Source organism: Streptomyces sp. NPDC021020, assembly GCF_044333285.1.
In the GTDB taxonomy this organism is placed as follows: Bacteria; Actinomycetota; Actinomycetes; order Streptomycetales; family Streptomycetaceae; genus Actinacidiphila.
In genome coordinates this window covers 92634-118326 of sequence record NZ_JBIRQQ010000012.1, presented here as the reverse complement: position 1 = coordinate 118326, position 25693 = coordinate 92634, and the positions used below count along the sequence as shown (strand labels likewise).

Sequence of the window (25693 nt, the reverse complement as noted above, 5' to 3'; positions counted from 1 at the left end):
ACCGCCCGACCCGGCCGCCCGCGCACCGCGCCGAGCCGCCATGACCGCACGGACAGGACAATGACGGACTCGCCCCACTCCAGCAGCCTCCCGCAGGATCGCGACCGGGACCGCGACAAGGACCGCGACCGCATCGCGATCATCGGCATCGGCTGCCGCTTCCCCGGCGGCGTCCGCGACCACCGCGGCTTCTGGCGGGCCCTCGTCGAGGGCCGGGACTGCATCACGCCGACGCCCGCCGACCGCTACGACACCGCGACCCTGGGCAGCCGCGACCCGGCCAAGCCCGGGCGGCTGACCGGCGGGCGCGGCGGCTACATCGACGGAGTGGCCGAGTTCGACCCGGAGTTCTTCGGCATCAGCCCGCGCGAGGCCGCGCACATGGACCCGCAGCAGCGCAAGCTGCTGGAGGTGGCGTGGGAGGCGCTGGAGGACGGCGGGCAGCGCCCGGATCTGCTGGCGGGGCGCGAAGTGGGCGTGTACGTCGGGGCGTTCACGCTGGACTACAAGATCCTGCAGTTCGCGGACCTCGGCTTCGAGAGCCTGTCCGCGCACACTGCGACCGGCACGATGATGACGATGGTGTCGAACCGGGTGTCGCACTGCTTCGACTTCCGCGGCCCCAGCGTCTCGATCGACACCGCGTGCAGCTCCTCGCTGGTCGCCCTGCACCTGGCCCGGCAGAGCCTGCTGCGCGGCGAGACCGACCTCGCGCTCGCGGGCGGCACGCTGCTGCACCTGGCGCCGCAGTACACGATCGCCGAGACCAAGGGCGGCTTCCTCTCCCCCGGCGGCCGCTCGCGCGCCTTCGACGCGGCGGCGGACGGCTACGTACGGGCCGAGGGCGTCGGCGTCGTCGCGCTCAAGCGGCTGGCGGACGCGCAGCGCGACGGCGACCCGATCCACGCGGTGGTGCTCGGCAGCGGCGTGAACCAGGACGGCCGCACGGACGGCATCACCGTGCCCAACCCGGACGCCCAGACCGCGCTGATCCGCCGGGTGTGCGCGGAGGCGGGCATCGCGCCGGGCGACCTGCAGTACGTGGAGGCGCACGGCACGTCCACGCCGGTGGGCGACCCGATCGAGGCGGCCGCGCTCGGCAGCGTCCTCGGGATCGGGCGGGCGCCGGGGACGCGGGCGTACGTCGGCTCGGTCAAGACCAACATCGGGCACACGGAGGCAGCCGCGGGCGTCGCCGGGCTCGTCAAGACGGTGCTGGCGCTCAAGCACCGCCGCATCCCGCCGCACATCAACCTGGAGCGGCCGACGCCCGCGATCGACTGGGCGGGCCTGCCCTTCGAGGTGCCGACCGAGGCCGTGGACTGGCCCGCGCACGAGGGCCCGGCGCGGGCGGGCGTCAACTCCTTCGGCTTCGGCGGGACGAACGCGCACGTGCTGCTGGAGGAGGCCCCGGCGGCCGTCCCCGCCGCCGAGCCCGCGCGCCTGCCCGCGTACACCGTGCTGCCGCTGAGCGCGCGCTCCCCGGAGGTGCTGCCGGAGCTGGCCGCGGGCATCCGGGCGGAGCTCAACGGGCTGGGCGGGGCCGCGGGGCCGGGCGGGTCCGCGCCCGTCGCGCTCGCGGACCTCGGGCACACCCTGGCGCTGCGCCGAGAGCACCACGAGCACCGGCTGTCCGTCGTCTACGACCCGGCCTCGCGCGCGTCGCTGGACGAGGCGCTGGCAGCGTACGAGCACGGCGAGCCGCACCCGCGGGTGGTGGCCGGGCGGCGGCTGCGGCGCGGTGAGCGGCGGCTCGCGTGGGTCTTCACCGGGATGGGCCCGCAGTGGTGGGGCATGGGGCGCGGGCTGCTGGCCGCGGAGCCCGTCTACCGCGCGGCCGTCGAGGAGTGCGACGCCGAGATCCGCCGCCAGGCGGGGTGGTCGCTGCTGACGGAGATGGCGCGCGACGAGGACACGTCGCGGATGGCTCAGACGTGGCTGGCGCAGGCCGCCAACTTCGCCGTGCAGGTGGGGCTTTCGGCGCTCTGGCGCAGTTACGGGGTGCGCCCGGACGCGATCGTCGGGCATTCGACGGGGGAGATCGCCGCCTTCCACGAGGCCGGGGTGTACGACCTGGCGGACGCCGTGACGGTGGTGCTGCACCGCGGGCGGCTCCAGCAGCGGCTGGCGGGCACGGGCACGATGCTCGCGGCGGGCCTGACGGAGGCGGAGGCGGCGCGCCGGGCGGGACGGTGCGGCGGCCTGGTGTCGCTGGCCGCGGTCAACGGGCCCGGTGACGTGACCTTCTCGGGTGAGCGCGACGCGCTCGGGCGGCTCGCGGCGGAACTGGAGCGCGAACAGGTCTTCGCGAAATTCCTGCCCGTCGAAGTCCCCTACCACAGCGCGCAGATGGACCCCATCCGCGAGGAACTGCTGGCGGCGCTGGCCGGGTTGAAGCCGCGTACGGCGCAGGTGCCGCTCTACCTGACCGCGGCCGAGGGGCGCGCGGAGGGGCGGGAGCTGGACGCGGACTACTGGTGGCGGAACGTCCGCGAGCCGGTGCGCTTCCGCGCCGCGGTGGATCTGCTCGCGGACGACGGGCACCAGCTCTTCCTGGAGGTCGGCCCGCATCCCGTGCTGGGCCATGCGATCCGCGAGTGCCTGGGCGACCGCGGCAGCGCGGGGCGGGTGCTGCCGTCGATCCGGCGGCGTGAGGACGAGCCGCAGGTCCTCGCCCGGTCGTTGGGCGAACTGCACGCGGTGGGCGTCGCGTTGGAGTGGGCCGCCCTGCACCCGGGCGGGCGGCCGGTCACGCTGCCGGGCTACCCGTGGAAGCGGGAGCGGTATTGGACGGAGCCCGCGCCGGTGGAGCAGGTGCGGCTCGGGCGGGTGGACCACCCGCTGCTGGGGCGCCGCACCGCGAGCGCGCAGCCCGCGTGGGAGGTGCGGCTCGACGTGGAGCAGCTTCCCTACCTGGCCGACCACCGTATCCAGGAGGCCGCGGTCTTCCCGGCCGCCGGGTATCTGGAGATGGCCGCGCAGGCGGTACGGGCGCTGACCGGCTCGGCGCGCGCGGTGCTGGCCGACGTCGAGCTTCCCCGGGCGCTCTTCCTGTCCGAGGACCGGCCCTCGGCCGTGCAGCTGCACTTCGACCCGGAGACGGCGGCCTTCACGATCGCGTCGGCCGCCGCCGCGGGGGCCGGTGACCGTACCGTCCACGCGACCGGCACCGTCCGCGCGGCCCGGCCGCGTACGACCGGCGCGGCCGACCTGGAAGCGGTCCGCGCGCGGGCCGGGCGGCGGCTCGGCCGGGAGGAGTGCTACCGGGAGCTGGCGGCCCTCGGGTACGGCTACGGGCCCGCCTTCCAGCGGGTCGAGGAGGTCTGGATCGGCCCCGGCGAGGCGCTGGCCCGGATCCGCCCGGACGAGCGGCCCCCGGCGGACGCGGCGGCGAGCCACGCGCACCCGACACTGCTGGACGCCTGCTTCCACGCGCTGCTGGCCCCGCAGCTCCTCGACGGCTCCCCGGCGGACAGCTCCGCGGGTGGCGGCATCCGGCTGCCGCTGTCCCTGCGGGAGGTCAGCCTCGAAGCGCTCGGCGCCGCCCCCTTCTGGGCGCACGCGACCGTCACCGGCGAGGACGGCGGCGAACTCACCGGCGACCTGGCCCTCTTCGCCGACGACGGCACCCCGCTCGGCCACGTCACCGGCTTCCGCGCCGCGGGCGTGGAGCAGGCCGCGACGTCCGTGGGCCTGGCCTCCGTCGACGGCTGGCTCGCCGAGCCCGTCTGGCGCGAGCTGCCGTCCGCCGACGGGCCCGCCCCGGCGGACACCGCCCACGTACCGCTGCCGCGCACCGGCGAGGCGCACGGGCCGAGCGCCGGGGAGGGGGCCGGCGCCAGCACCGGCCCGCACACCGGCCAGGCGCCCCGGACGAGCCCCGCGGACGAGGCCGACCGCCTCGTCGTCTTCGCCGACGCCACCGGACTCGGCGTCGAAGTCGCCGACCGCGTACGGGAGAACGGCGGGCGCTGCCATCTCGTCCACCCCGGCGAGCGCTACCGGCACGGCACCGGCGGCTCCACCGTGCGGCCGGACTCCGCCGACGACCTGCGGCAGCTCTTCGCCGACCTCGACGACTCCTACCGCACCGTCCTGCACCTGTGGAATCTGGACCGGCCCGCCCTCGACACCTTCCGCCGGGCAGAGTTGGGGGTCTGCGCGACGCTCGGCGGCTACTCGCTGGTCGCCCTCGCGCAGGTGCTGCCCGAGGCGCGGCCCGAGGCGCGGCTGCACATCGTGACCCGCGGCGCCCAGGCGGTCCTGCCCGGCGAGGAGGTGGAGCCGCTGGGAGCCCCCGCGTGGGGTGTCGGCCGGGTGCTGTGGCAGCAGGAACTCGTCGCCCAGCGCGGCCTGTTGATCGACCTCGACCACACGGTGGACCACCCCGCCGAAGCCGACGCGCTGCTGCGCGAGATCGCGGCGGGCGAGGCCGAGGAGATCGCGCTGCGCGGCGGCCGCCGTCTGACGTCCGTGCTGGCCCGGCCCGCCGGGCTCACCCGGCCGCTGCCGCTGCGGCTGCGCGCGGACGGAAGCTACCTGGTCACGGGCGCGTTCGGCGCCCTCGGCATGCTGCTGTGCCGGACCCTGGTACGGCGCGGCGCCCGCCATCTCGTCCTCGCGGGCCGCACCCCGCTGCCCGCCCGCGAGGAGTGGGCCGGGCTCGACCCGCACAGCTCCGCGGGGCGCCGGGTGGCCTTCGTGCGCGAGCTGGAGGCGCTGGGCGCGCACGCCGCGACCGCCCCGCTGGACGTCACCGACGAGGCCGCCCTCACGCAGTGGCTGGCCGACCACCGCCGCCGCCAACTCCCGCCCGTGCACGGCGTCTTCCACCTCGCCGGGCAGGTGCGGGACGCGCTCGTCGGCGAGCTGGACCGGGAGGTCTTCGACGCGGCGTACGAGCCGAAGGTCGCGGGCGCGTATCTGCTGCACCGGCTGCTGCGGGACGAACCGCTCGACCACTTCGTCCTCTTCGCCTCCATCGCCTCGCTGCTCACCACCGCGGGGCAGGCCAACTACGCGGCGGGCAACGCCTTCCTGGACGCGCTGGCGCACCACCGGCACGCCCGCGGGCTGCCCGCGCTCAGCATCGACTGGGGGCCGTGGGCGACGGGCATGATCGAGGAGCTGGGCCTCGTCGACCACTACCGGCACGCGCGCGGCATGAGTTCACTGCCGCCCGCCGCGGGCATGGCCGTGCTGGAGCGCGTCATCGGGCAGGACCGGCCGCAGCTGCTGGTGGCCACGGTCGTCGACTGGCAGGTCTTCCAGTCCTGGTACGACGTCCCGCCCGCGCTGGTGGCGGACCTGGCCGCCGCCGCTGCCGAGGAGGCGCCCGCCGCCCCCGAGGGCGGCTTCCCCGCGGCCTTCCGGGCGGCCGGAGCGGACGAGCGGCGGGCCCTGGTGGCCGCGCGCTTCACCGAGATCGTCGCCGGTGTGCTGCGGGTGAAGCCCGAACGGATCGACCCGGCGGCGGGGTTGAACGCCCTCGGGCTGGACTCGCTGCTCGCGATGGAGCTGCGCGCCCGCTTCCAGGCCGAGTTGGGCGTGGCGCTCCCGGTGGTGGCGCTGCTCAGCGGCGACCCCGCGGGCGAGCTGGCCGACCGGCTGCACGCGGGCCTGCTGGAGCTGGCCGCGGAGGGCGGCAGTGGCGCCGGTGCGGCGGTGGAGGTGCACACCGACCCCGCGCGCTACCCGCTCACGTACAACCAGAAGGCGCTGTGGTTCCTCAAGCACCTCAACCCGGACGCCTTCGCCTACAACATCGGCGGCGCGGTCGAGGTCGCCACCGCGCTGGATCCCGACCTGATGTTCGCGGCCTTCCGGGTGCTGCTGGAGCGGCATCCGTGCCTGCGCGCCAACGTCACGCTGGACGGCGGCACACCGGTGCAGGTCATCGCGCCCGACGTGCGCGCCGACACCGCGCTGTTCGACGTCGAGGGCCGGGAGTGGGAGGACGTCCGGCAGCTGATCGTCGCCGAATACCGCAAGCCGTACGACCTGGAGCGCGACCCGCTGGTGCGCTTCCGGCTCTTCCGCCGGGGCCCCGACCGCTGGGTGATCATGAAGGCGGTGCACCACATCGTCTCCGACGCGATCTCCACCTTCACCTTCATCGAGGAGCTGTTCACCGCCTACGAGGCGCTGCGGCACGGGCGCCCGGTCCAACTCCCGGCCCCCACCGGGCAGTACCTGGATTTCGTCAACCACCAGAACCGCTTCCTGGCCGGGCCCGCGGCCCGCGGGATGCTGGACTACTGGCGTGCCGCCCTACCGTCCGCGATCCCGGTGCTCGCGCTGCCCACCGACCGGCCCCGGCCGCCGGTCATGACGCACAACGGCGCCTCGGAGTTCTTCCGGCTGGACGCCGACCTCACCGCGGGGGTGCACGCGCTGGCCCGCGCGCACAACGCGACGCCCTTCATGGTGCTGCTGAGCGCCTACTACCTGCTGCTGCACCGCTGGTCGGGCCAGGACGACCTGATCGTGGGCAGCCCGGTGTCGGGGCGGACCCGCGAGGAGGACGCCTCGGTCTACGGCTACTTCGTCAACCCGCTGCCGCTGCACGTGAGTCTGGAGGGCGACCCGACGGTGGCCGACCTGCTCGGCCGGGTGCGCGAGACGGTGCTGGGCGGCCTGGACAACCAGGAATACCCGTTCGTGCTGCTCGTGGAGGAGCTGGGCCTCCAGCACGACCCGAGCAGATCCGCCGTCTTCCAGGCGATGTTCATCCTGCTCACCCACAAGGTCGCCGCCGAGCGCTACGGCTACCGCCTGGAGTACATCGAACTCCCGGAGGAAGAGGGGCAGTTCGACGTCACGCTGTCGGCGTACGAGGACCGTACGGACGGCTGCTTCCACTGCGTGTTCAAGTACAACACCGACCTCTTCGACGCGGGCACGGTGCGCCGCCTCGCGGGCCACTACCGGGCGCTGCTCGCCGGACTCACCGCCTCCGCGGCCGACCGGCCGGTGAGCCGCATCCCCATGCTGGGCGGCCACGAGAGCGCCCGCATCCTCGGCCGCTGGAGCGGGGCCGGGTCCCCGGCAGTCGACGCGCCGCCGGTCACCGAGCTGTTCGCGAAGGCCGCCGCCGCGCACCCGCGGGCCGTCGCCGTGTCCGCGCCCACCGGGTACGGTCCGCCGCGGCGGCTGACCTACCGCGAAGTGGACCGGCTCTCCGCCCGGATGGCCGGGCGGCTGGCCGAACTGGGCGCGGGACCCGGCTCGGTGGTGGCGGTGTGCCTGGAGAAGTCGCCCGAGCTGGTCGCGAGCCTGCTGGCGGTGCTGCGGGCGGGCGCCGCGTATCTGCCGCTCGACCCGGACCACCCGGACGAGCGGCTCGCCGCCCTGGCCGCCGACGTCGGCGCGGCGCTGGTCGTCGCCGACAAGCCGGGGCGGTTCGCCGCCCGCGTCGTGACGCCCGACGACCTCGCGGCGGGCACGGCGCGGGGGGCGGAGGCGGCGGTGGATCCGGCGCTGCCCGCATACGTCATCCACACCTCCGGCTCCACCGGCCGCCCCAAGGCCGTGCGGGTCAGCCACCGCAACCTGGCCGCCGCGTACGCGGGTTGGCGGGACGCCTACCGGCTCGGGGGCGGGGAGGTCCACCTCCAGATGGCCGGGGTGCCCTTCGACGTCTTCACCGGCGACCTGGTGCGGGCGCTGTGCTCGGGCGGCACGCTCGTGCTGGCCGGGCGGGAGCTGATCCTCGACACCGCGCGCCTGCACCGCACGATGCGCGACGAGGGCGTGGACTGCGGCGAGTTCGTGCCCGCGGTGGCCCGCGGCCTGGTCGCGTACTGCGAACACGAGGGCCTGCGACTGGACTTCATGCGGCTGCTCGTCGTCGGCTCGGACACCTGGAAGGTCGGCGAGCACCGGCGGCTGCGGGCCCTGTGCGGCCCGGACACCCGGCTGGTCAACTCCTACGGCCTCACCGAGACCACGATCGACACCACCTATTTCGACGGCCCCGACGACGGCCTGGAGCCGGGCCGCACCCTCCCGATCGGGCGGCCCTTCCCCGGCAGCGAGGTCTACGTCCTGGACCGGCACGGCGAGCCCGTCCCCTGCGGTGTCCCCGGCGAGCTGTGGATCGGCGGCACGGGCGTCGCGGACGGCTACGTGGGCGACCCGGCGCGTACCGCCGAGCGCTTCACGACCCGCACGGTCGGCGGCACCGCCAGGCGCCTCTACCGCACCGGCGACCTCGGCCACTGGGACGCGGCCGGCAACCTCCATCTGCTCGGGCGCGCCGACGGGCAGGTCAAGCTGCGCGGCCACCGCATCGAGCCCGGCGAGATCGAGGCGCACCTGCTGGCCGTGCCCGAGGTCGCCCAGGCCTGCGCGGCCGTGCGGCCGGGCCCGGCGGGCGAGGACGTGCTGTGCGCGTACTGCGTCCCGGCCCAGGGCGCGGAGCCGGACCCGCGGGCGCTGCGCCGCCGCCTCGCCGAGCGGCTGCCGACCTACCTGGTGCCCGCGCACGTCACCGTGCTGCCCGCGCTGCCCCTCACCGCGAACGGCAAGGTCGACACCGCCGCCCTCCCCGCGCCCGCGCCGCACGCGGAAGCCGACCGGCACGAGCCGCCCGCGACGCCGTACGAGGTGCGGACGGCCGAGCACTGGAAGACCGTGCTGGGCGTCGAACGGGTGGGCCTGGAGGACGACTTCTTCGAGCTGGGCGGCAGCTCGATCAAGCTCATCGAGCTGATCCACCACCTGCGGGCCGACTTCGCGGTGAGCGTGCCGGTCGGGCTGCTCTTCCGCGGCAGCACGCTGCACGGCATGGCGCGTACGGTCGAGGACGTCGCCACCGGCCGGATCGCCGGGTCGCTGCCGTACCTGACCTTCAACGACGGTGCGGGCGACACGCTCTTCTGCCTCCCGCCCGCGGGCGGACACGGCCTGGTCTACCGGCACTTCGCCGGGCAGCTGGCCGACCGGCGGATCGTCGCCTTCAACCACATCCCCGGCGACGACAAGCCCGCCCGCTACGCCGACCTCGTCCAGCAGCAGTCGGACGGCGGCCCGCTCGTCCTCCTCGGCTACTCCCTCGGCGGCAACCTCGCCTTCGAGACCGCCAAGGAGCTGGAGCGGCGCGGTCTGACGGTCGGCGGCGTCGTCATCCTCGACTCCCACCGCATCCCCGAGCCCTACACCGTCGGCCCCGAGCACCTCGCCTCCTTCGCGACCGAACTCGCCGAGCACCTGCACCGGCACACCGGCTCGGCGATCGTGGCCCGCGAGACGATGGAACAGGCCCGGGACTACCTGGAGTTCTGCGCCCGCACCGCCAACCCCGGTACGGTCGCGGCCCCGCTGACCGTCATCGGCAGCCAGGACGCGCTGCCCGGCCACGCCCCCGGCATGCCCCGCTCCTGGCACGGCGCCTCCACCGCCCGCACCGACGTCGTCCAGGGCTCCGGGCGGCACGCCGAGATGCTGGACGGCGACCACCTGCGGCGCAACGCCGACCTGGTGCGGGCCGCGCTCGGGCAGGGCGGTGACGGCCGTGGCTGAGCGCCCCCCGAAGGTCATCGTCGTCGGCGCGGGGCTCGCCGGGCTCGCGGCGGGCTGCTACGCGCAGATGAGCGGCATGGACAGCCGCATCTTCGAGAAGCACGTGCTGCCCGGCGGCTGCTGCACCTCCTGGGCGCGGCAGGGCTACCTCTTCGACTACTGCATCGACTGGCTCATCGGCACCGCGCCGGGCAACGACGCCCACCAGGTGTGGCGCGAACTGGGCGCCCTGGACGGCAAGTCGGTCACGGACTTCGAGATCTTCAACCGGGTCGTCGACGAGAGCGGCCGCGAGGTCCGCTTCTACAACGACCCGGAGCGCCTTGAGGCCCACCTGCTGGAGCTGTCCCCGGCCGACGCCCGGCACATCCGGCGCTTCTGCGCCGACCTGCGGCGCTTCACCGCGATCGACCTCTACCCCTTCCTGACCCCGCCGCCGCTGCGCAGCGTGCGCGAGAAGGCGGAGCTGCTGCGGAAGGTGCTGCCCGCCTTCCGGCTGTTCTGGCGCACGGGCGCGACGCAGATGGACGCCTTCTGCGCCCGTTTCCAGGACCCGCTGCTGCGGCGGGCCTTCCCCTTCGTCTTCTTCCAGGACCACGAGGTCTTCCCGCTGCTGCCGTACCTGTTCAACATGGCCGCCGCGCACCGCGGCAACTGCGGCTTCCCGCAAGGGGGTTCGCTGGGCCTGGCCCGGTCGGTGGAGCAGCGCTACCTGGGGCTGGGCGGCCGGGTGGACTACCGCGCGGCCGTGGCCCGCGTGCTGGTCGAGGGCGACCGCGCGGTGGGTGTGGAACTCAAGAACGGGCGGCGGGAGTTCGCCGACCACGTCATCGCGGCGTGCGACGGCCCCACCGTGCTGGGCAAGCTCCTGGAGGGCCGCTGGTCCAGCCCCGTCACCCGGGCCCTCTTCGACGAGGCCCTGCACCGCCCCGACACCCTCTACCCGGGCGTCGTCTCCGCCTTCACGGGCCTCACCGGCGACCTCCCGCCCGGCACCCCGCACAGCACCACCTACCTGCTGTCCCCTGAGGACAGCGCGCGGCTCCCGGCCGTCCGGCAGAACAGCCTCGTGGTGCAGGTCCGTTCGCAGTACGCCGACGGTTTCGCGCCGCCGGGCCGCTCGGTCGTGCACTGCACCTACTTCAGCGACTTCGGCTACTGGCAGGAGCTGCGCGCCGCCGACCGCAAGCTCTACCGGGCGCGCAAGCGCGAAGTGGCGGACTTCCTGCGGGACTTCCTGGAGCGGCAGCACCCCGGCACCGCCGAGCGCACGGAGGTCATCGACGTGGCCACGCCCGTCACCCTGCGCCGCTTCACCGGCAACCACGAGGGCAGCATCCTGGCCTGGAAGTCCTTCACCGACACCGAGAAGCTCACGAACAAGCTCGTCGGCCGGGACCGGATGCGGCTGCCGGGTCTGGCGGGCTTCTCCATGACCGGCCAGTGGGTCGCGGGCGGCGGCCTCATCCGCGCCGCCTCCGCGGGCCGCTTCGCGATCCGCTACCTGTGCGACGAGCTGAAGCTGCCCTTCCACGCCTGGCCCAGCGACGACACCACACCCTGGCACCCCGCGCAGTGGGGCGAGCTGCCCCAACTCGACTCGGACGCCACCTACTCGGGGGCGGCCCGCGCATGAGGCAGACCATGATCGTCGTCGGCGGCGGCCTCGGCGGCCTGTCCACCGGCTGCTACGCGCAGATGAACGGCTACCGCAGCACCGTCCTGGAGATGCACGAGATCCCCGGCGGCTGCTGCACCGCCTGGGACCGCGGCGCCTTCACCTTCGACCCCACCGCGAGCTGGCTGCTCGGCTCCGGGCCCGGCAACGAGATGCACCGCATCTGGCTCGAACTGGGCGCGCTCCAGGGCAAGTCGATGCGCACCTTCGAGACCTTCAACACCGTGCGGGCGCGCGACGGGCGCGCGGTGCGCTTCTACTCCGACCCCGACCGCCTCCAGGCCCACCTGCTGGAGATCTCCCCGCAGGACGCCCGCGCGATCAGGCGCTTCTGCGACGGGATCCGCGCCTTCCGCACCGCCCTGGTCAAATACCCTTTCCTCACGCCCGTCCCGCTCATGGGCCGCGCCGAACGCCTGCGGATGCTCGCGGGCTTCCTGCCGTACGTGAACGTGATGCGGCGCGCGATGGGCACGTCCATGGCGGACTTCGCCGCGCGCCTGCACTCGCCGCTGCTGCGCGACGCCTTCCAGCACATCCTCTACGAGAAGCACCCGAGCTTCCCGCTGCTGCCCTTCTGGTTCCAGCTCGCCAGCCACGCCAACGGCTCCGCGGGGGTCCCGGAGGGCGGCTCGCTGGGCCTGGCCCGCTCGATCGAGCGGCGCTACCTCGGCCTCGGCGGCGAGATCGCGTACAACGCCAAGGTCACCGAGATCCTGGTGGAGGACGACCGGGCCGTGGGCGTACGGCTCAGCGACGGCAGCGAGCGCCACGCGGACATCGTCGTCGCCGCGTGCGACGGCCGCACCGCTGTGCTGGACCTGCTCAAGGGCCGCTACATGGACGACGGTTACCGCCGCCTGTACACCCGCACGATCGACGAGCCCGGCATGATCTTCCCCGGCTACGTCACCGTCTTCCTCGGCCTGCGCCGCCCCTTCCCCGAGGGCGACCCCTGCTCCACGTACCTGCTCGGCGAGGAGCAGGCCGCGCGGCTGACCGGCATCCGCCATCCGAGCATCAACGTCCAGTTCCGCAGCCGCCATTACCCCGAGCTGTCGCCGCCCGGCACCGCGGTCGTCTACGCCAGCTACTTCTGCGACATCGCCCCCTGGCGGGAGTTGAGCACCGGCCCCGAGCAGTCCAGCCGCGTGCGCCGCGGGGTGGAGACGCACACCCTCGCGGTCGGCCGCGGACGCGCGTACCAGCAGGCCAAGCGGCGGGTGCGGGACACGGTCCTGGAGGTGCTGGAGGCGCACTACCCCGGCCTGCGGGAGGCCGTCGCCGTCAAGGACGTCTCCACGCCGCTCACCCAGGTCCGCTACACCGGCAACTACGACGGCACGGTGCTCGGCTGGCAGCCGTTCCTGCCCAGCGGCGACGCCGTGGAGGCGCTGGTCCGCACCCACGGGCCCGGCCTGCCGGGCCTGTCGGACTTCTACCTCTCCGGCGTGTGGGCCACCACCGGCGGCCTCATCCGCGCGGCCGCCGCCGGGCGGCACGTCATGCAGTACGTCTGCCGCGACGACGGCAGGCCCTTCCGCGCCGAGGTCGACGGCAGCGCGCCGCGGCCGACCCACATCCTCGAAGGAGTCACCCTGTGAGCACCGCCCCCGCCGTGGACCCCGGGCAGGCCGTCCGGACCGTGACGGTCGACAAGTGGATCGTGGCCGAGCACGTCGAGGGCGTGCCGGACGTGTCACGGATGTACCGCAAGATGACGGAGGAGGTGGACGTCCGCCTCGCCGCCGACGAGATGCTGCTGCGCACCCGCTACGTCTCCGTCGACCCCTACCTGCACGGCATCGCGCTGGACACCCCGATCGGCGACCACATGGGCGCCGACTCGATCATGGAGGTCGTCGCGGCGGGCCCGCGCGCCCGTTTCGCGCCCGGCGAGCTCGTCCAGGGCTTCGGCGGCTGGCGCAGCCATGTCGTGAGCGACGGCGCGGCCTGGCAGTGGGGCGGGACCTTCCCGATGGTCTTCCCCGACTACCGCCGCCTCGACCCGGCCGACCACGACGACACGCTGCCGCTGTCCACCGCGCTCGGCGTGCTCGGCGGCTCCGGCATGACCGCGTGGGGCACGATGACGAAGTTCTTCACCGTCGAGCCCGGCGACACCGTCGTCGTCAGCGGCGCCACCGGCCAGGTCGGCTCGCTCGTCGGCCAGTTGGCCAAGCGCCGCGGGGCCCGGGTCGTCGGCACGACCGGCACCCCGGAGAAGGCCGCGTATCTCACCGAACTCGGCTTCGACAAGGTCATCGTCTACCGGCACGGCGACGACCCGGAAGCCCTCGCCGCCGCCCTCGCGCAAGCCGCCCCCGACGGCGTCGACAAGTATTTCGACAACCTCGGCGGGGATTTCACCGACACCGTCTTCGGGATGCTCAACGTCGGCGCCCAGGTGGCGGTGAGCTGGCAGTGGTCCAGCCAGGTCGGCCAGGAGTGGACGGGCCCCCGGCTGCTCAACCAGATCATGTTCCCGCGCGCCACCGTCCGCGGCATCTTCGCGCCCGAGTGGTTCACTGCCGACAACTGGGCCGCGCTGCATGCCGAGTTGGGCGGGGCCATCCGCCGCGGCGACGTCAGCTACCGGCAGACCGTGCACCGCGGCTTCGACGCGATCCCGGCCGCGTACCGCAGTCTCTTCGCCGACCGGGCCGCTTCCCGCGGAAAGGTTTTGGTGGAGCTGTGACACGCGTCTCCGGGCACTTCACGCAGGGCCCCTCCCCCGCGTCCTCGCTGCCGCCGCAACTGCCCTACCCCGACGGCTGGTTCGCCGTCGCCTTCACCGCCGAGCTGCCGGTCGGCACCGTCCTGACCCGCCCCCTCCAGGGCGAGGACGTCGTCCTCTACCGGCTGCGCGACGGCCGGATCCGGGCCGTCCGCCCGCACTGCCCGCACCTGGGCGCGCACCTCGGCCGCGGCACGGTCGAGGGCGACGACCTGGTCTGCCCCTTCCACCGCTTCGCCTTCGGCCCGGACGGTACGTGCACCCGCACGTCGTACGGCACCCCGCCGCCCGCGGCGACCGTCACGCAGCACGCCGTCCGCGAGGTCAACGACACCGTCTTCGTGTGGCGGCACCACGCCGGCCGCCCGCCCCTCTGGGAGCTGCCCGAGTGGCACATGCTCGGCGAGCTGCCCTCGCACTGCGACACCTGGGAGATGCCCGGCCACGCGCAGGACGCCGTCGAGAACGCGGTGGACTTCGGCCACTTCACCGCGCTGCACCGCTGGAACGACTCCCAGCAGGGAGTGCCGGTCGACTTCGACGGCGGCGCCTTCCGGCTGTCCATGCGCACCCGCGAGCGCGTCCCGCTCCTCGGCGAGGTCGACCTGGAGGTGGACGTCGAGGCGTGCGGCCTCAGCCGTCTGCACGTGTGCACCCGGATGCCCCGGATGGGCCTGCGCACCTGCGCCATGATCGCCCCCACGATGATCGCGCCCAGCCGCTTCCAGCTCCGCCAGACCATCCGCATCGCCGCCGCCGAACCCGCCCGCCTCCCCGCGCCCCTCGCCCGCTGGGTCAGCCGCACCGGAGCCCGGCTGCTGCGCGGCCCGGCGATCCGCGCGAACGCGGCCTTCGTGGCGGAGGACTTCCCGATCTGGGACACCAAGCGCTACGTCTCCCCGCCGCGCCTGGCCCAGGGCGACGGCCCGATCGGCCCCTTCCGCCGCTGGACCCGCCAGTTCTACCCCCCGGACGCGCCGGCCGTCCCCGCCCCGGCGCCCACGCCCGTTCCCGCCGAGAGCGAGGTGACGGCGTAGGCCGCCTCAGGCGGCGGCGGGGGCCCGGCGGCGCTGCTTCTTCTGGGCCACCTGCTGGTCGGTGCGGCGCCGCAGCCCCGCGTAGAGCATCAGACCACCGGTGACGACGAAGAGGCTGCCGGTCGTCACCAGGCCCGTGGTGTCGAGGTCGCGGGTGTCCGTGGCCTCGATCCACGGCTTGAGGTTGCCGATCGGGTCCTTGTACAGCACGACGTGCTGGCCGCGCTTGAACTGCGCGTAGCAGTTCTCCGTGTTGCCCAGGTCCCGGACCTTCCCGGACGTCTCGACCACCCGGCACACGTCCCGCCCGTGCCCGTCCTTCTCCTGCGCGGTGTCGACCACCAGCGCGTCGGCCTTCGTCCCGTACTGCTTGAGGTACGTGTCGTGCGCGACGGGCCCCGCGAACAGCCCCAGCGCCATGACGGCGACGGCCACGAGCGTCCCGGCCCCCGCGCGGTTCCACCCCATCCCCGCCCAGACCCCCGCGACCGTCGCGGTGAGCAGCAGTCCGACCACGGCGAACCACAGCGTGAGGTACAGCCCGCCGACGGCGAACACCACGGTCACGACGGGCACGGCGACGGCCCACAGCACGGAGCTGAGTCCGGCGGGCACCCCCCGCGACGTGCTCGTCCCGCCACCCTTGACCGCTTGTTCGGTCGCCACGTCGGTCTCCCCCCAGCACGGTTGCTCGTCCGGCCACCCTACGGGGCCGCCCGCGGGCACAGGGGCTTGAGTCTCCCGTAGGGGGAGGCGCGAAGGTGGGGGCATGGACGGTGACACGCTCTACTCGATCGGCGAACTCGCCCGGCGGACCGGTCTCACGGTCAAGACCATCCGGTACTACTCCGATCGCGGAATCGTGACGCCGACGAACCGGAGCCCGGCGGGCTACCGCCGCTACGGCATCGGCGCCGTCGCACGCCTGGACCTCGTGCGGACCCTGCGTGAGCTGGGTCTGGACCTCCCCACGATCCGCAGGGTCGTGGACCGCGAGCTCTCGCTCCCCGAGGTCGCCGCGGCGCACGCCGAAGCGCTGGCCGTGCAGATCCGCGTCCTGCGCCTGCGGCGCGCGGTGCTGACGGCGGTGGCCGAGCGCGGCTCCACACCCGAGGAGGCGGAACTCATGCACCGGCTGGCCCAGCTCTCCGAGGACGAACGCCGACGTCTGATCGGCGATTTCCTCGACGCCGTCTTCGGCGGCCCCGACGCCGCCCCCGTATTCGCGGGGCCCATGCGCTCGATGACCCCCGAGTTGCCCGGCAACCCGAATGCCGAACAGGTCCAGGCGTGGGTCGAGCTGGCCGAGATGTCCCTGGACCCGGACTTCCGCGCCGCCATGCGCCGGATGGTCGAGGACGACGCAGCCGAACGGTCCCGCAGCGGCACGACGCCCCCGCGCCGCGACATCGCCGCAACCGTCCGCGACCAGGCCGCCCCCGCCCTGGCCGCCAACATCGACCCGGCCTCACCCCAGGCCGACCCGATCGTCGCGGCCTTCACGGCGCACCACGCCCACCTCCTCGACCACCCCGACGACGCCGCCCTCCGCGCCCGCCTGGCCACCCGCCTGGAGACCGTGAACGACCCCCGCAGGGAGCGGTACCTGCGCCTACTCGCGGTGGTCAACGGCTGGCCCGCCCCGCAGAGCCTGGCCCCGGTGTTCGACTGGTCCGTCCAGGCGCTGCGCGTCCGCGCGGGGGGATGACGGGGCGGTTGCGGGGCGGCGCTGGACGGGGCCGGGCCCGCCGCTGTCGTAGGCCATCCAGCCGAGATGCGGACCTTTTCCAGTGCGCGGTCGGCCGGCAAGCGGGGTGCTACGGTCGTTTTCATGGCGCTTTCGGTGTCCTCGGCCGCCGCGGTCGACCTGCGGCGGGAACCGGCCGACGACGTTCTCGACCATGTCGAGCGGGCTCTTCAGGTCCGCCTGGACCGGGGGACCGTGGTGCGCAAGCGCCGCACCATCGGCGCCCGGACGGACCGCGCCACGTGGGTACGCATCGAGCGACGCTCCGTCAGCCGGATCCGCGAGCAGGGGTGGAACGGCGCCGAGAGCGCCGCGCTCCTCGACGGCGTCGTCCAACCGGCATGGCGGTCGGCGGTGTCATGGCGCGGCAAGGACGACGCCGCGATGTGGCGGGCGGACGAGCACGATCTGCTCCCCTCCGCCCCGGTCAAGCCCGGCGGCGTCCAGACCGAGGAACCGGTGCTGCCGGACGAGTGGTGGGCAGGGATGAACGGCACGTTGGACGCCCTCGCTGCCCACCGCACCAGCCGGATCGCCACGCCTGACACGGTGACGATCACGGCGGACCACATCGCAGAGGTCATCAGGACCGCCTTCCCCGGTTCGCCGAACACGACGCTCGAACGGTGGGCTCCCGCGCACGCGGACCTGAACTGGCACAACGTCACGGCCCCGCAGTTCTGCCTGTTCGACTGGGAGGACTGGGGCATGGCACCACGGGGCCTGGACTCGGCGTCCTTGTGGGCGCAGTCCCTCGGCGTCCCGGCACTCGCGGACCGGGTCCGGCGTGAGCGCGCCGGCGATCTGAGCAGCCGGGACGGCAAGGTGATGATGCTGTTCGCGTGCGCCAAGATCGCAGGCCCGTACGCCCACCCGCAGGACCCGCGCCTTGCCCCGGCCCGGGCGGCGGCGGAGCGCCTTGTGGACGAGCTTCAGGTGTGGACGCCGGTTGGGCCGTAACCACCCCCGCGCAGCCCAGGGAGGCTGCCGTGTCTCCGGTGCTGGTGGCCCCGAGCCCGGCCCCGTCACCACACCCCTATGCGGTGTGGAACTCGCCGCGCTTGACGCCCTCGACGAAGGCGGCGAACGCGTCCGCCGGGACGCTCAGGGCGGGGCCCGTCGGGTTCTTCGAATCGCGGACGGCGACCGTGCCGGTGGACGCTGCGGTGTTTGTGGCGACCTCGACGCACTGGCCGCCGTTGCTGCTGTAGGAGGACGTGAACCAGCGGAGGGTGTCGGTCGTCACGGGGGTGCCCCTTCGCAGCTCGCGGGAGCGGCAGCCGCAGGCGGGGCCTGCGGTGCCGCTTCGGCCTGGGGCGACTGTACGCGTAGGCCCCAGCGATCGGGATGGCTTCAGACGGTGCCGAACTCACCGCGCTTGACACCCTCGACGAAAGCGGTGAACGCGTCCGCCGGGACGCTCAGGGCGGGGCCCGTCGGGTTCTTCGAATCGCGGACGGCGACGACGTCACTGGAGGCCGCGACCTCTACGCACTGGCCGCCGTTGTCGCTGTAGGAGGACTTGATCCAGCAGGGAGATTCGGTCGTCACGGGGTGCCCCTTCGCAGCTTGCCGATCAAGGCCACGGACTCCGCCTGCGAGAGCGCTTCGGCCTGGAACTGATGATAGGCCGTCAGTATTGGCAGCACAAAGGCGCTTTCCCGCTCCAGATGGCCCTGTTGCGTGGACTCCGCGTACGACATGAGCGAGCGGTCGGGAAGTGTCAGGACGGTGATCGGCAGGTGGAAGGGTCGCCGTACGCCCATGGCGAAGGGGGCGACCTGGAGGACGGTGTTCGGCAGCTCCGCGAACCGGAGGAGGTTGTCGAACTGGGGGCCCATGACGTCCGGGCCGCCGATCGGTCGCAGGATGCAGCCTTCGTCCAGCACTACGAAGACCAGGGGCGGCGGCTTGCGGACGAGGGCGTCCTGCCGGTCGGCGACCAGGGCAACTCGTTCCTTTGCCTGCTCGGGCGTGATGGCGCCTCGCCTGACAGCCGCGGCGGCCAGAGTCGCGGCGTACTCGGGCGTCTGGAGCAGGCCGGGGATGACGCCGACCTCGTAGAGCCGCAACTCGGCGGCCCGAGCCTCGTGGCCCACGTACTCGGGGAAGCCTTCGAGCAGCGTGCCGTGGCGGATCTCGCGCCACTCCCGCTCGAACGTGTTCGACGTGCCGACGATGCCCAGCCCTATGTCAAGCGACCGCGCAAAGCGCAGAGTTGAGGACCTGCGGGCAGTTTCCACCGCCGATATGTGCTTGGCGGAATAGCCCGTCTTGTCGGCCAGGTCGTCCTGCGTCCAGCCGCGGGCCTCCCGCAACGTGCGCAGACGTGCCCCGAAGGCCGCCTCCGGACTGCTCTCCGGTTGCAATTCCTTGATGTTGACCACGGCGACACCAACTCTCCCGTCGCTTCCCCCACGTTGTGGGCACAACTGACTGTACGTCAGCCTGAAGCCGCTTGGTAGTGGCAGCACTACGGAGAGGAGCGGCCATGCCCGAGTGCACCCCCGCCGGCAAGGCGGAGAAGCCGGAGATTCCGCAGGTCGGCACGCTGATGGTCGACGGTGACGGCAGGCTCTGCGAATTCCGCGGCGAGACGTACGGGTTCTGGTACCTGCGGCCCCTGCTGGGTGGCAGGGAGTGGAGCGTGCGGCCCGGGGGCGTCAGCCCCGCGAGTGAGGAGCAGCGGCGGGATGCCGAGGGGATCCGGGCGCGGCAGGCACTGCGGATCGCGGTGCTGCGCGCCAACGCGAGGAGCAGGGACGTACGCCAGACGGCGGGAGGAGAACCGCGATGACACGACTGACGGCCGCGGAGATCAGGGAGCGGCGGGACGAGGTGGTCCGGAAGAAGGCGATGGTGCTCATGGCCTACCGCGAGGGGCGGTCGATGAGCCGTCTCGCGGACGACTGGGAGGTCAGCCCGCGGTGGCTCGCCGAGCAGTTCGGGGAGTGGGGGGAGCCGCTGCGGCCGCAGCGGGGCAGCGGGATGCGGCTCATCGCGCGGGTGCTGGTGCTGGGGGACGACGGGCCCGGCGTGGTCCTCGTGCCCGTGGCCGGGGCGGTGAGCGGCGCGCAGGGGTGGCGGCTGCCGGGCGGGTACGTGCCGCCGGGCGGGCGGATCGGGGACACCGCGGATCGCGAGCTGCTGCGGGCCACGGGCCTGACCCGTACGCTCACGCACACCGTCGCGCTGGGCGAGATCGCCGACGGGGAATGCCACGTCGTCTGCGTCGCCGAGGCGCTCAGCGCGGAGGAGACGCGGGCTCTCGCCGTACCGGGCCGCGGGTCCGTGCTCGTACCGCTGGACGTCCTCGACTACTACGCCTCGCCGCGGGAGGCGTGCCTCGTCCGTGCGGCCGTGGACGCCGTGGAGCGCGGCAACGAGCTGCCGCTCGCAGGCCCGGCTCAGACGTGACAGTGCACGTTGACCAGAAACGTTCCGCCGGGCGGCAAGGCGCCCAGGAGCGGTCGATCATGGGTAAAGCACGTGGTACGTTCTGTCACCAGTGAACTCAATAGGGTGACCCCGGCAGCGCGCCAACGCTCCGGGGCCCGGCACAAGGAGAAGCACCTCCCCATGCAGATCCATCGTAGCCGCCATGCGCGCGGCTTCACGGTCCTGCCCAACACGCTGCTGCAGGACCGGCGGCTGTCCTACACCGCCCGCGGCCTGCTCGCCGACCTCCTCTCCCGCCCCGATGGCTGGCGCGAGGACGGCCGCCACATGGCCGACACGAGCCCCCAGGGCCGCTTGGCCGTCGCGAAAGCCCTGCGCGAGCTGACGAAGTTCGGCTACTACCGCGTCGAGCGGGTACGCCGCCCGGACGGCACCTTCGTCAGCGAGACCCACGTCTACGACTCCCCGCAGGCGGGACCGGGTGCCGTACGTCCGGGCTCCGGTCGACCGGCCACCGCCGACCATGGCGCCCACCCTGTAAAGGACCGCGGGAAAGAACCCACCCTCCCCGCACAGCGGACACCGACCGGCGCCGCACCCGGCACGGGTCGGGGAGGGCGGCGGGAAACCCCGTCCACACCTCCGAATGCGGCGAGCCCCGAGGCGGCTGCCCTGCTCCACCGCATGACCGCAGCGGAGCCGCGCCTGCGACTCGGCGCGGCGGAGGCTATGACGCTCGCACCCCTGGTGACGCCCTGGCTGGAGCGCGGCCTCGGCCCGCGCGACCTCTCCCCCGCCCTGCTCAGCGGCCTGCCCGAACGGGTCCACAACGCGTCGGCCTTCCTGCGCGACCGCCTCACCCGCAAGCTGCCCCCGGCACCGCTCGCCGCACCACCGAAGCCCCGCTCGCACGAGTGCGTCGGCTGCGCGCGCCCGATCCCGTACGAGGGCACCTGCCGCACCTGCGCCGAAGCAGACGCCCCACCGCCCGACGCCGACACCGAACGCGCCCGCACCGCCGCCCGCGGCCGAGCCCTCGTCCGCGCCGCCCTCACCATCCGCCCCGGCACGCTGACCGGCGCGAAAGCCTGACCTCCCCCTCCGCACGTAGCCTCAATGCCGGCGAGGAGGCTCGCACAAACAACTTCTCGGGTGCCGCAACAACGGATCCGGTACCGACGACGAGCCATGATGAAGAATGAGCACCGTGAGCACCCACGATCTGGCCCAGTCCCTGGGTACCCGCGAGACACCCCGGCTTGAGTTCAAGAGCACGGCGAAACGCGCCGGCAAACGCGGTGACGCGATCGGCAACGCGGTGTGCGCCATGGCCAACGACCTCGCGGGGCATGGGGGCGGCGACATCCTCGTCGGGGTCGACGACAAGGGCGAGCCTGTCGAGGGTGTCGATGTCAGTGACCAGGCGCTCCTCGCACTGACCGACCTCCGGGACGACGGCCGGATCCTCGACCGCCCCTCGTTCACCGTCCAGGCGGCCGTCTACCAGGGCAAGCCCGTGGTGCACATCCGCGTGGAGGCGTCGGGAACGCCGCCTGTCCGATTCGAGGGCGTGGTCTGGGTACGCCCCGGCCCCACGACGCGACGGGCGACGCGTGACGACGAACGGGTGCTGACCGAACGCAGACGAGCGGCAGACGGCCCCTACGACACCCGGCTGGTGCCTGCGAGCACCCTCGACGACCTCGATCTGGAGGTCTTCCGGAGCACCTACCTGCCGTCCGTGGTCGACCGGGACGTCATCGAGGAGAACGGGCGGCCGCTGCCACAGCAGTTGGCCTCGCTCCACCTGACCCGTTCCGTGGATCGTCCGGTTCCGACCGTTCTCGGGCTCCTGGTCGCGGGTTTCGACCCCAGCGTTTTCGTCCCAGGAGCGTACGTGCAGTTTGTTCGCTACCAGGGCGTCGACCTGGACGCACCGATCGCCGACGACCAGGAACTGCGGCAGAACATCATCGACACCGCCGCGCGTCTGGAGCCCGTCCTGCGCGGACACCTCCGGACCCGGCTGGTGGAGAAGGGGTTCCGCGAGGAACCACATCCCGAGTATCCGTTCGAGGCCCTGCGGGAGGTCTGCATGAACGCGCTCATGCACCGCAACTACGAAACCTCCTATGCGCCGGCCCGCATCGCGTGGTTCGACGACAGGATCGAGGTCACCAACCCGGGCGGGCCGTACGGGCAGGTGCGAAGCGACAATTTCGACCGGGTCAACGACTACCGGAACCCGTCCCTGGCCGCCGCAATGAAGTCACTCGGCTACGTCAACCGGTTCGGCCGGGGCATCGGCCGGGTCCGGGCCGCGCTGGAACGCAACGGAAACCCCCCACCTGAATTCCAGGTCGACGCATCCTCGTGGTCCGTCACCTTGCGGGTGTCGACATGACATCCATCGCGCTCTTCAACAACAAGGGCGGCGTCGGCAAGACCACCCTGGCATACCACCTCGCCCACATGTTCCAGCGGCTCGGCCTTCGCGTGCTTGCGGTGGACCTCGACCCCCAATCGAATCTCACGGCCATGTGCCTCGACGAAACCGAACTCGAGGAACTGTGGGAGGACTCCTCCGAACTCATCGAGCAAGGGGTCAAGCACCGTGCGCTGCCCGCCACCGGACGGGTAGGCCCGGGCCAGACCATCGCCGACGCCGTCCGCCCGATCCTGGAGGGCACCGGAGACATCCGGCCCGTCCACCCCGCCGCCGTGGCGCCGGGTCTCTGGCTGCTCCCGGGCAGTCTCGACCTCAGCCGGTTCGAGGACAAGCTCTCCAACGAGTGGTTCAAGACCTACGCCGGCGACCTCGCAGCCATCCGTACGACGACCGCCTTCCACCGCATCATCCAGAGCGCTGCGGGGGAGGTGGACGCGGACATCGTCCTCATCGACATCGGACCCAACCTCGGGGCGATCAACCGCGCGTCGCTGCTCGCCGCGGACGCGGTGCTCATGCCGCTGGCCGCCGACCTCTTCTCGCTCAAGGGTCTGCGCAACCTCGGCCCGACCCTCCGGAACTGGCGCCGGGACTGGCAGCAGCTCATCCTGCCTCGCGTCCCGGACACCATCTCTGCGCCCAACGCCGTGATGCGGCCCCTCGGTTACGTGATCATGCAGCCCGAGATGCGCCTCGACCGCCCCGTCAAGGCCTACGCCCGCTGGTTGGAACGCATCCCCTGGGTCTTCGGCACAGCTGTACTGGGCCAGGAGACGGCCTCGTCCAGCGACCGCACGTACGAGATCGCGACGTTGCGGAACTACCGGAGCCTCATGCCACTGGCCCACGACGCCCGCAAGCCCATGTTCGACCTCAGGCCGGCCGATGGAGCTTTGGGAAGTACACAGAAGTACGTCCAGACCTGCTTCCGGGAATTCCGCTTCCTTGCCCGAGCCGTCCTCGCACGCGTCGACGACCGCGAGATTCGCCCACCCCGATGACGACCTGCTGCCCCAGCTCGCCGCCGAATTGCCGGCCACCGGCCAGCTACTGGTGGTCGGCACAAAACCTGGTCTCCTCAGGCGTCGGCGCGCCCAGCGCTGCCGGTTCTCGATCACCATGGTGACCTCACGAGGCGGGCGATCTTCTCGGGTGACGCCTGCCAACTGGTGAGCTCGGTGGTGGCGTGGGGTGGCGGCGGCGTCCTTCGGCTGCGGCCTGGCGCGCCGCGGGCAGCGTCAGGCATTCGTCCGCCGGGCGGGCGGATCGCCGACACCGCGGATCGCGAGCTGCTGCGGGCGACGGGCCTGGCCCGTACGCTCACGCACACCGTCGCCCTGGGCGAGATCGCCGACGGGGAGTGCCACGTCGTGTGCGTCGCCGCGGCGCTCAGCGCGGAGGAGACGCGGGCTCTCGCCGTACCGGGCCGCGGGTCCGTGCTCGTACCGCTGGACGTCCTCGACTACTACGCCTCGCCGCGGGAGGCGTGCCTCGTCCGTGCGGCCGTGGACGCCGTGGAGCGCGGCAACGAGCTGCCGCTCGCAGGCCCCGCTCAGACGTGACAGTGCACGTTCACCAGCAGGGTGTCGGCGGGCAGGTCCAGCAGGTAGGCGTCGACGTGGTCCTGGCCCGCGGGGACGCCGGGGGTGTGGGGGCAGGCGGCGGGGCTGGGGCAGGCGCCGTGGATGCCGGGGGCGCCGTCCTCGTGCCACCAGCCGTCGAGGGTGAGGACGTTGCGGGTGTTCAGTGCCGAGGGGAGCGTCCGGACGAGGAATTCCTCCAGGGACGCGGGTCCGATGTCGGTGACCGGGTCCATGGAGCGGAGGAAGCCCCACCAGTAGCGCTCGGTGGGGAGCGTCTCCAGGTAGTCCTCGAAAGCCCGCAGGAGGGGCTGGGCGCGGTAGTCGGCTGCGGCCTGCTCCCGTGAGTAGCCGGGATCGGTACGGCGGCGGGCCCGGAAGACGTCGCGCGCCCGGGGCTCGGGCAGCTCACGTGCCAGCTCGTGCCACCGCTGCCACGCCGCCTCGGCCAGTTCCGCCGCCTCCTCGCGGGATGCGGAGAAGTCGAGGAGGCCGCGGGGTCCGCCCGCGCACCAGCCGAATTCGTTGGGGGTCGCCTGGCTGCCGGGCCGCCACCATCGCCCCGGGATCTCGTGGAGCAGCCGGGAGTCGTGTTCGCGGCCGGGCAGGACGGTGAAACCTCCCCCGTGGGCGGTGCCGCCGCTGACGTACCAGGCATCCCAGATGTCCCGGTCGTCGCCGGCCGTGTGGTCGATCTCGAACGGCGCCATCGCCTCCGCGACCGCCGCCTCCACGTCGTCGGCAGCCCCTGCGGGCAGACATACGGTGATGCTCGTTCCGGCCATGGCGCCATCACACCACTCCTCGGGCCCCGTACGGAAAGCGGAACGGTATCCGCCGGATCAGAAGTCGGCGTCCGAGCCGCCGTCCGGCTCGTCCGTCTCCGGGCGGCGCAGCGTCAGCGACTGGAAGCGGCGGGTGCCGACCTCGCGGGTGTGGAAGTCCACGACCTCGAAGGACGCGGTGGCGAAGCCGAGCAGCTGGCCGTCCGTGCGCCAGGAGAAGAACCGCGGCGGGACGTACTCGTCACCGTCGAGAGGGCCCTCCGCGCTCTCGGTGCCGCCGTAGACGCCGAGGAAGAACAGGCCGCCGGGGCGCAGGGCATCCCGGATTCCCGAAAGGGCTGCGGACAGGTCGTGGTTGGGGACGTGCAGCAGGCAGTTCATCGTGTACACCGCGTCGAACGAGCCCGGCGGGACGTCCAGGTGCAGGGCGTCCATGACGCGGGCGTCGACGCCCTTGGCTCGGCAGCGCTCGACCATCGCGGGCGAGAGGTCGGCCGCGGTGACGGCCAGGCCCTCGTGCGCGAAGCAGGCGCTGTCGTGGCCCGTGCCCGCACCGATCTCCAGCAGCCGCGCGCCCGGGGCCAGCCGGGCGCGGAAGGCCTGGCGCTCCTCGGTCTTCCAGGGCTCCTTGGTGCGGCCGTCGCGCCAGGCCGCGCGCGCGTCGTACGCCTCCCGCAGCGGGCCGATCACGTCGTCGTATCGCGTACTCATGGCGTCCATTGTGGGCGCGGGGTCCACCGGTCGGTGGACGGGAAGTTC

19 protein-coding genes are annotated in these 25693 nt (G+C 73.2%); 13 read left to right on the top strand and 6 right to left on the bottom strand.

Going from position 1 to position 25693, the window contains the following annotated elements; genetic code table 11:
• Positions 1 to 60 precede the first annotated feature (60 nt).
• The 5 genes from ACH4SL_RS30965 to ACH4SL_RS30945 all read left to right on the top strand — a co-directional run bounded on the left by ACH4SL_RS30965 (position 61) and on the right by ACH4SL_RS30945 (position 14974).
• Positions 61 to 9522 (top strand): amino acid adenylation domain-containing protein, encoded by a 9462-nt coding sequence (locus ACH4SL_RS30965; RefSeq protein ID WP_398451634.1) that lies wholly within the window; start codon positions 61 to 63, stop codon positions 9520 to 9522.
• Positions 9515 to 11158, top strand: coding sequence for a phytoene desaturase family protein (locus ACH4SL_RS30960; RefSeq protein WP_398451631.1), 1644 nt, complete (start codon positions 9515 to 9517; stop codon positions 11156 to 11158). Before ACH4SL_RS30965 ends, ACH4SL_RS30960 begins: the two co-directional genes overlap by 8 nt.
• An 8-nt stretch (positions 11159 to 11166) precedes the next feature.
• A complete protein-coding gene (locus ACH4SL_RS30955) occupies positions 11167 to 12804 on the top strand; it encodes a phytoene desaturase family protein (RefSeq protein ID WP_398452020.1) in 1638 nt (545 codons plus the stop codon).
• Between the two features lie 101 nt (positions 12805 to 12905).
• Complete coding sequence (locus ACH4SL_RS30950; RefSeq protein ID WP_398452017.1) at positions 12906 to 13898, top strand: zinc-binding dehydrogenase; 993 nt, start codon at positions 12906 to 12908, stop codon at positions 13896 to 13898.
• The gene (locus ACH4SL_RS30945) at positions 13895 to 14974 is read left to right on the top strand and encodes a Rieske 2Fe-2S domain-containing protein (RefSeq protein WP_398451629.1); all 1080 of its coding nucleotides are present in this window, start codon (positions 13895 to 13897) and stop codon (positions 14972 to 14974) included. The genes ACH4SL_RS30950 and ACH4SL_RS30945 overlap by 4 nt, the downstream gene beginning before the upstream one ends.
• A gap of 6 nt (positions 14975 to 14980) precedes the next feature.
• Here the strand turns inward: ACH4SL_RS30945 and ACH4SL_RS30940 are convergent, their stop codons facing one another.
• Positions 14981 to 15640, bottom strand: coding sequence for a hypothetical protein (locus ACH4SL_RS30940; RefSeq protein ID WP_398451626.1), 660 nt, complete (start codon positions 15638 to 15640; stop codon positions 14981 to 14983).
• 103 nt (positions 15641 to 15743) lie between these two features.
• Here ACH4SL_RS30940 and ACH4SL_RS30935 point away from each other — a divergent pair, with 103 nt between their 5' ends.
• Together ACH4SL_RS30935 and ACH4SL_RS30930 are read left to right on the top strand one after the other, a co-directional pair.
• A complete protein-coding gene (locus ACH4SL_RS30935; RefSeq protein ID WP_398451624.1) occupies positions 15744 to 16682 on the top strand; it encodes a MerR family transcriptional regulator in 939 nt (312 codons plus the stop codon).
• A 123-nt stretch (positions 16683 to 16805) separates the two neighbouring features.
• Positions 16806 to 17681 (top strand): hypothetical protein, encoded by an 876-nt coding sequence (locus ACH4SL_RS30930; RefSeq protein WP_398451622.1) that lies wholly within the window; start codon positions 16806 to 16808, stop codon positions 17679 to 17681.
• A gap of 76 nt (positions 17682 to 17757) precedes the next feature.
• On the opposite strand, the gene ACH4SL_RS30925 is transcribed toward ACH4SL_RS30930, so the two are convergent.
• From ACH4SL_RS30925 to ACH4SL_RS30915, 3 genes are all read right to left on the bottom strand, one after another.
• Complete coding sequence (locus ACH4SL_RS30925; protein ID WP_398451619.1) at positions 17758 to 17967, bottom strand: DUF397 domain-containing protein; 210 nt, start codon at positions 17965 to 17967, stop codon at positions 17758 to 17760.
• Between the two features lie 107 nt (positions 17968 to 18074).
• Positions 18075 to 18272, bottom strand: a complete 198-nt coding sequence (locus ACH4SL_RS30920; protein WP_398451616.1) for a DUF397 domain-containing protein — start codon at positions 18270 to 18272, stop codon at positions 18075 to 18077.
• On the bottom strand, positions 18269 to 19108 hold the full coding sequence (locus tag ACH4SL_RS30915) for a helix-turn-helix domain-containing protein (RefSeq protein ID WP_398451613.1): 840 nt from the start codon (positions 19106 to 19108) through the stop codon (positions 18269 to 18271). The genes ACH4SL_RS30920 and ACH4SL_RS30915 overlap by 4 nt, the downstream gene beginning before the upstream one ends.
• Before the next feature lie 104 nt (positions 19109 to 19212).
• Here ACH4SL_RS30915 and ACH4SL_RS30910 point away from each other — a divergent pair, with 104 nt between their 5' ends.
• The 6 genes from ACH4SL_RS30910 (at position 19213) to ACH4SL_RS30885 (ending at position 24131) form a co-directional block, all read left to right on the top strand.
• Positions 19213 to 19518 carry a hypothetical protein gene (locus ACH4SL_RS30910; RefSeq protein ID WP_398451611.1) on the top strand — a complete coding sequence of 102 codons (306 nt, stop codon included), beginning with the start codon at positions 19213 to 19215 and terminating at the stop codon, positions 19516 to 19518.
• Positions 19515 to 20138, top strand: coding sequence for a hypothetical protein (locus ACH4SL_RS30905; RefSeq protein ID WP_398451609.1), 624 nt, complete (start codon positions 19515 to 19517; stop codon positions 20136 to 20138). Before ACH4SL_RS30910 ends, ACH4SL_RS30905 begins: the two co-directional genes overlap by 4 nt.
• A 162-nt stretch (positions 20139 to 20300) precedes the next feature.
• Complete coding sequence (locus ACH4SL_RS30900; protein WP_398451607.1) at positions 20301 to 21212, top strand: hypothetical protein; 912 nt, start codon at positions 20301 to 20303, stop codon at positions 21210 to 21212.
• 106 nt (positions 21213 to 21318) lie between these two features.
• The gene (locus tag ACH4SL_RS30895; RefSeq protein WP_398451605.1) at positions 21319 to 22524 is read left to right on the top strand and encodes an ATP-binding protein; all 1206 of its coding nucleotides are present in this window, start codon (positions 21319 to 21321) and stop codon (positions 22522 to 22524) included.
• The gene (locus tag ACH4SL_RS30890) at positions 22521 to 23570 is read left to right on the top strand and encodes a ParA family protein (RefSeq protein WP_398451602.1); all 1050 of its coding nucleotides are present in this window, start codon (positions 22521 to 22523) and stop codon (positions 23568 to 23570) included. The genes ACH4SL_RS30895 and ACH4SL_RS30890 overlap by 4 nt, the downstream gene beginning before the upstream one ends.
• Positions 23571 to 23738: 168 nt before the next feature.
• Positions 23739 to 24131, top strand: a complete 393-nt coding sequence (locus tag ACH4SL_RS30885) for a hypothetical protein (RefSeq protein ID WP_398451599.1) — start codon at positions 23739 to 23741, stop codon at positions 24129 to 24131.
• Here the strand turns inward: ACH4SL_RS30885 and ACH4SL_RS30880 are convergent.
• A complete protein-coding gene (locus ACH4SL_RS30880) occupies positions 24122 to 24934 on the bottom strand; it encodes a hypothetical protein (protein WP_398451596.1) in 813 nt (270 codons plus the stop codon). The genes ACH4SL_RS30885 and ACH4SL_RS30880 overlap by 10 nt on opposite strands.
• Before the next feature lie 57 nt (positions 24935 to 24991).
• Positions 24992 to 25645: a class I SAM-dependent methyltransferase gene (locus tag ACH4SL_RS30875; RefSeq protein ID WP_398451593.1), complete on the bottom strand. Its 654-nt coding sequence runs from the start codon at positions 25643 to 25645 to the stop codon at positions 24992 to 24994.
• Between the last annotated feature and the right edge of the window lie 48 nt (positions 25646 to 25693).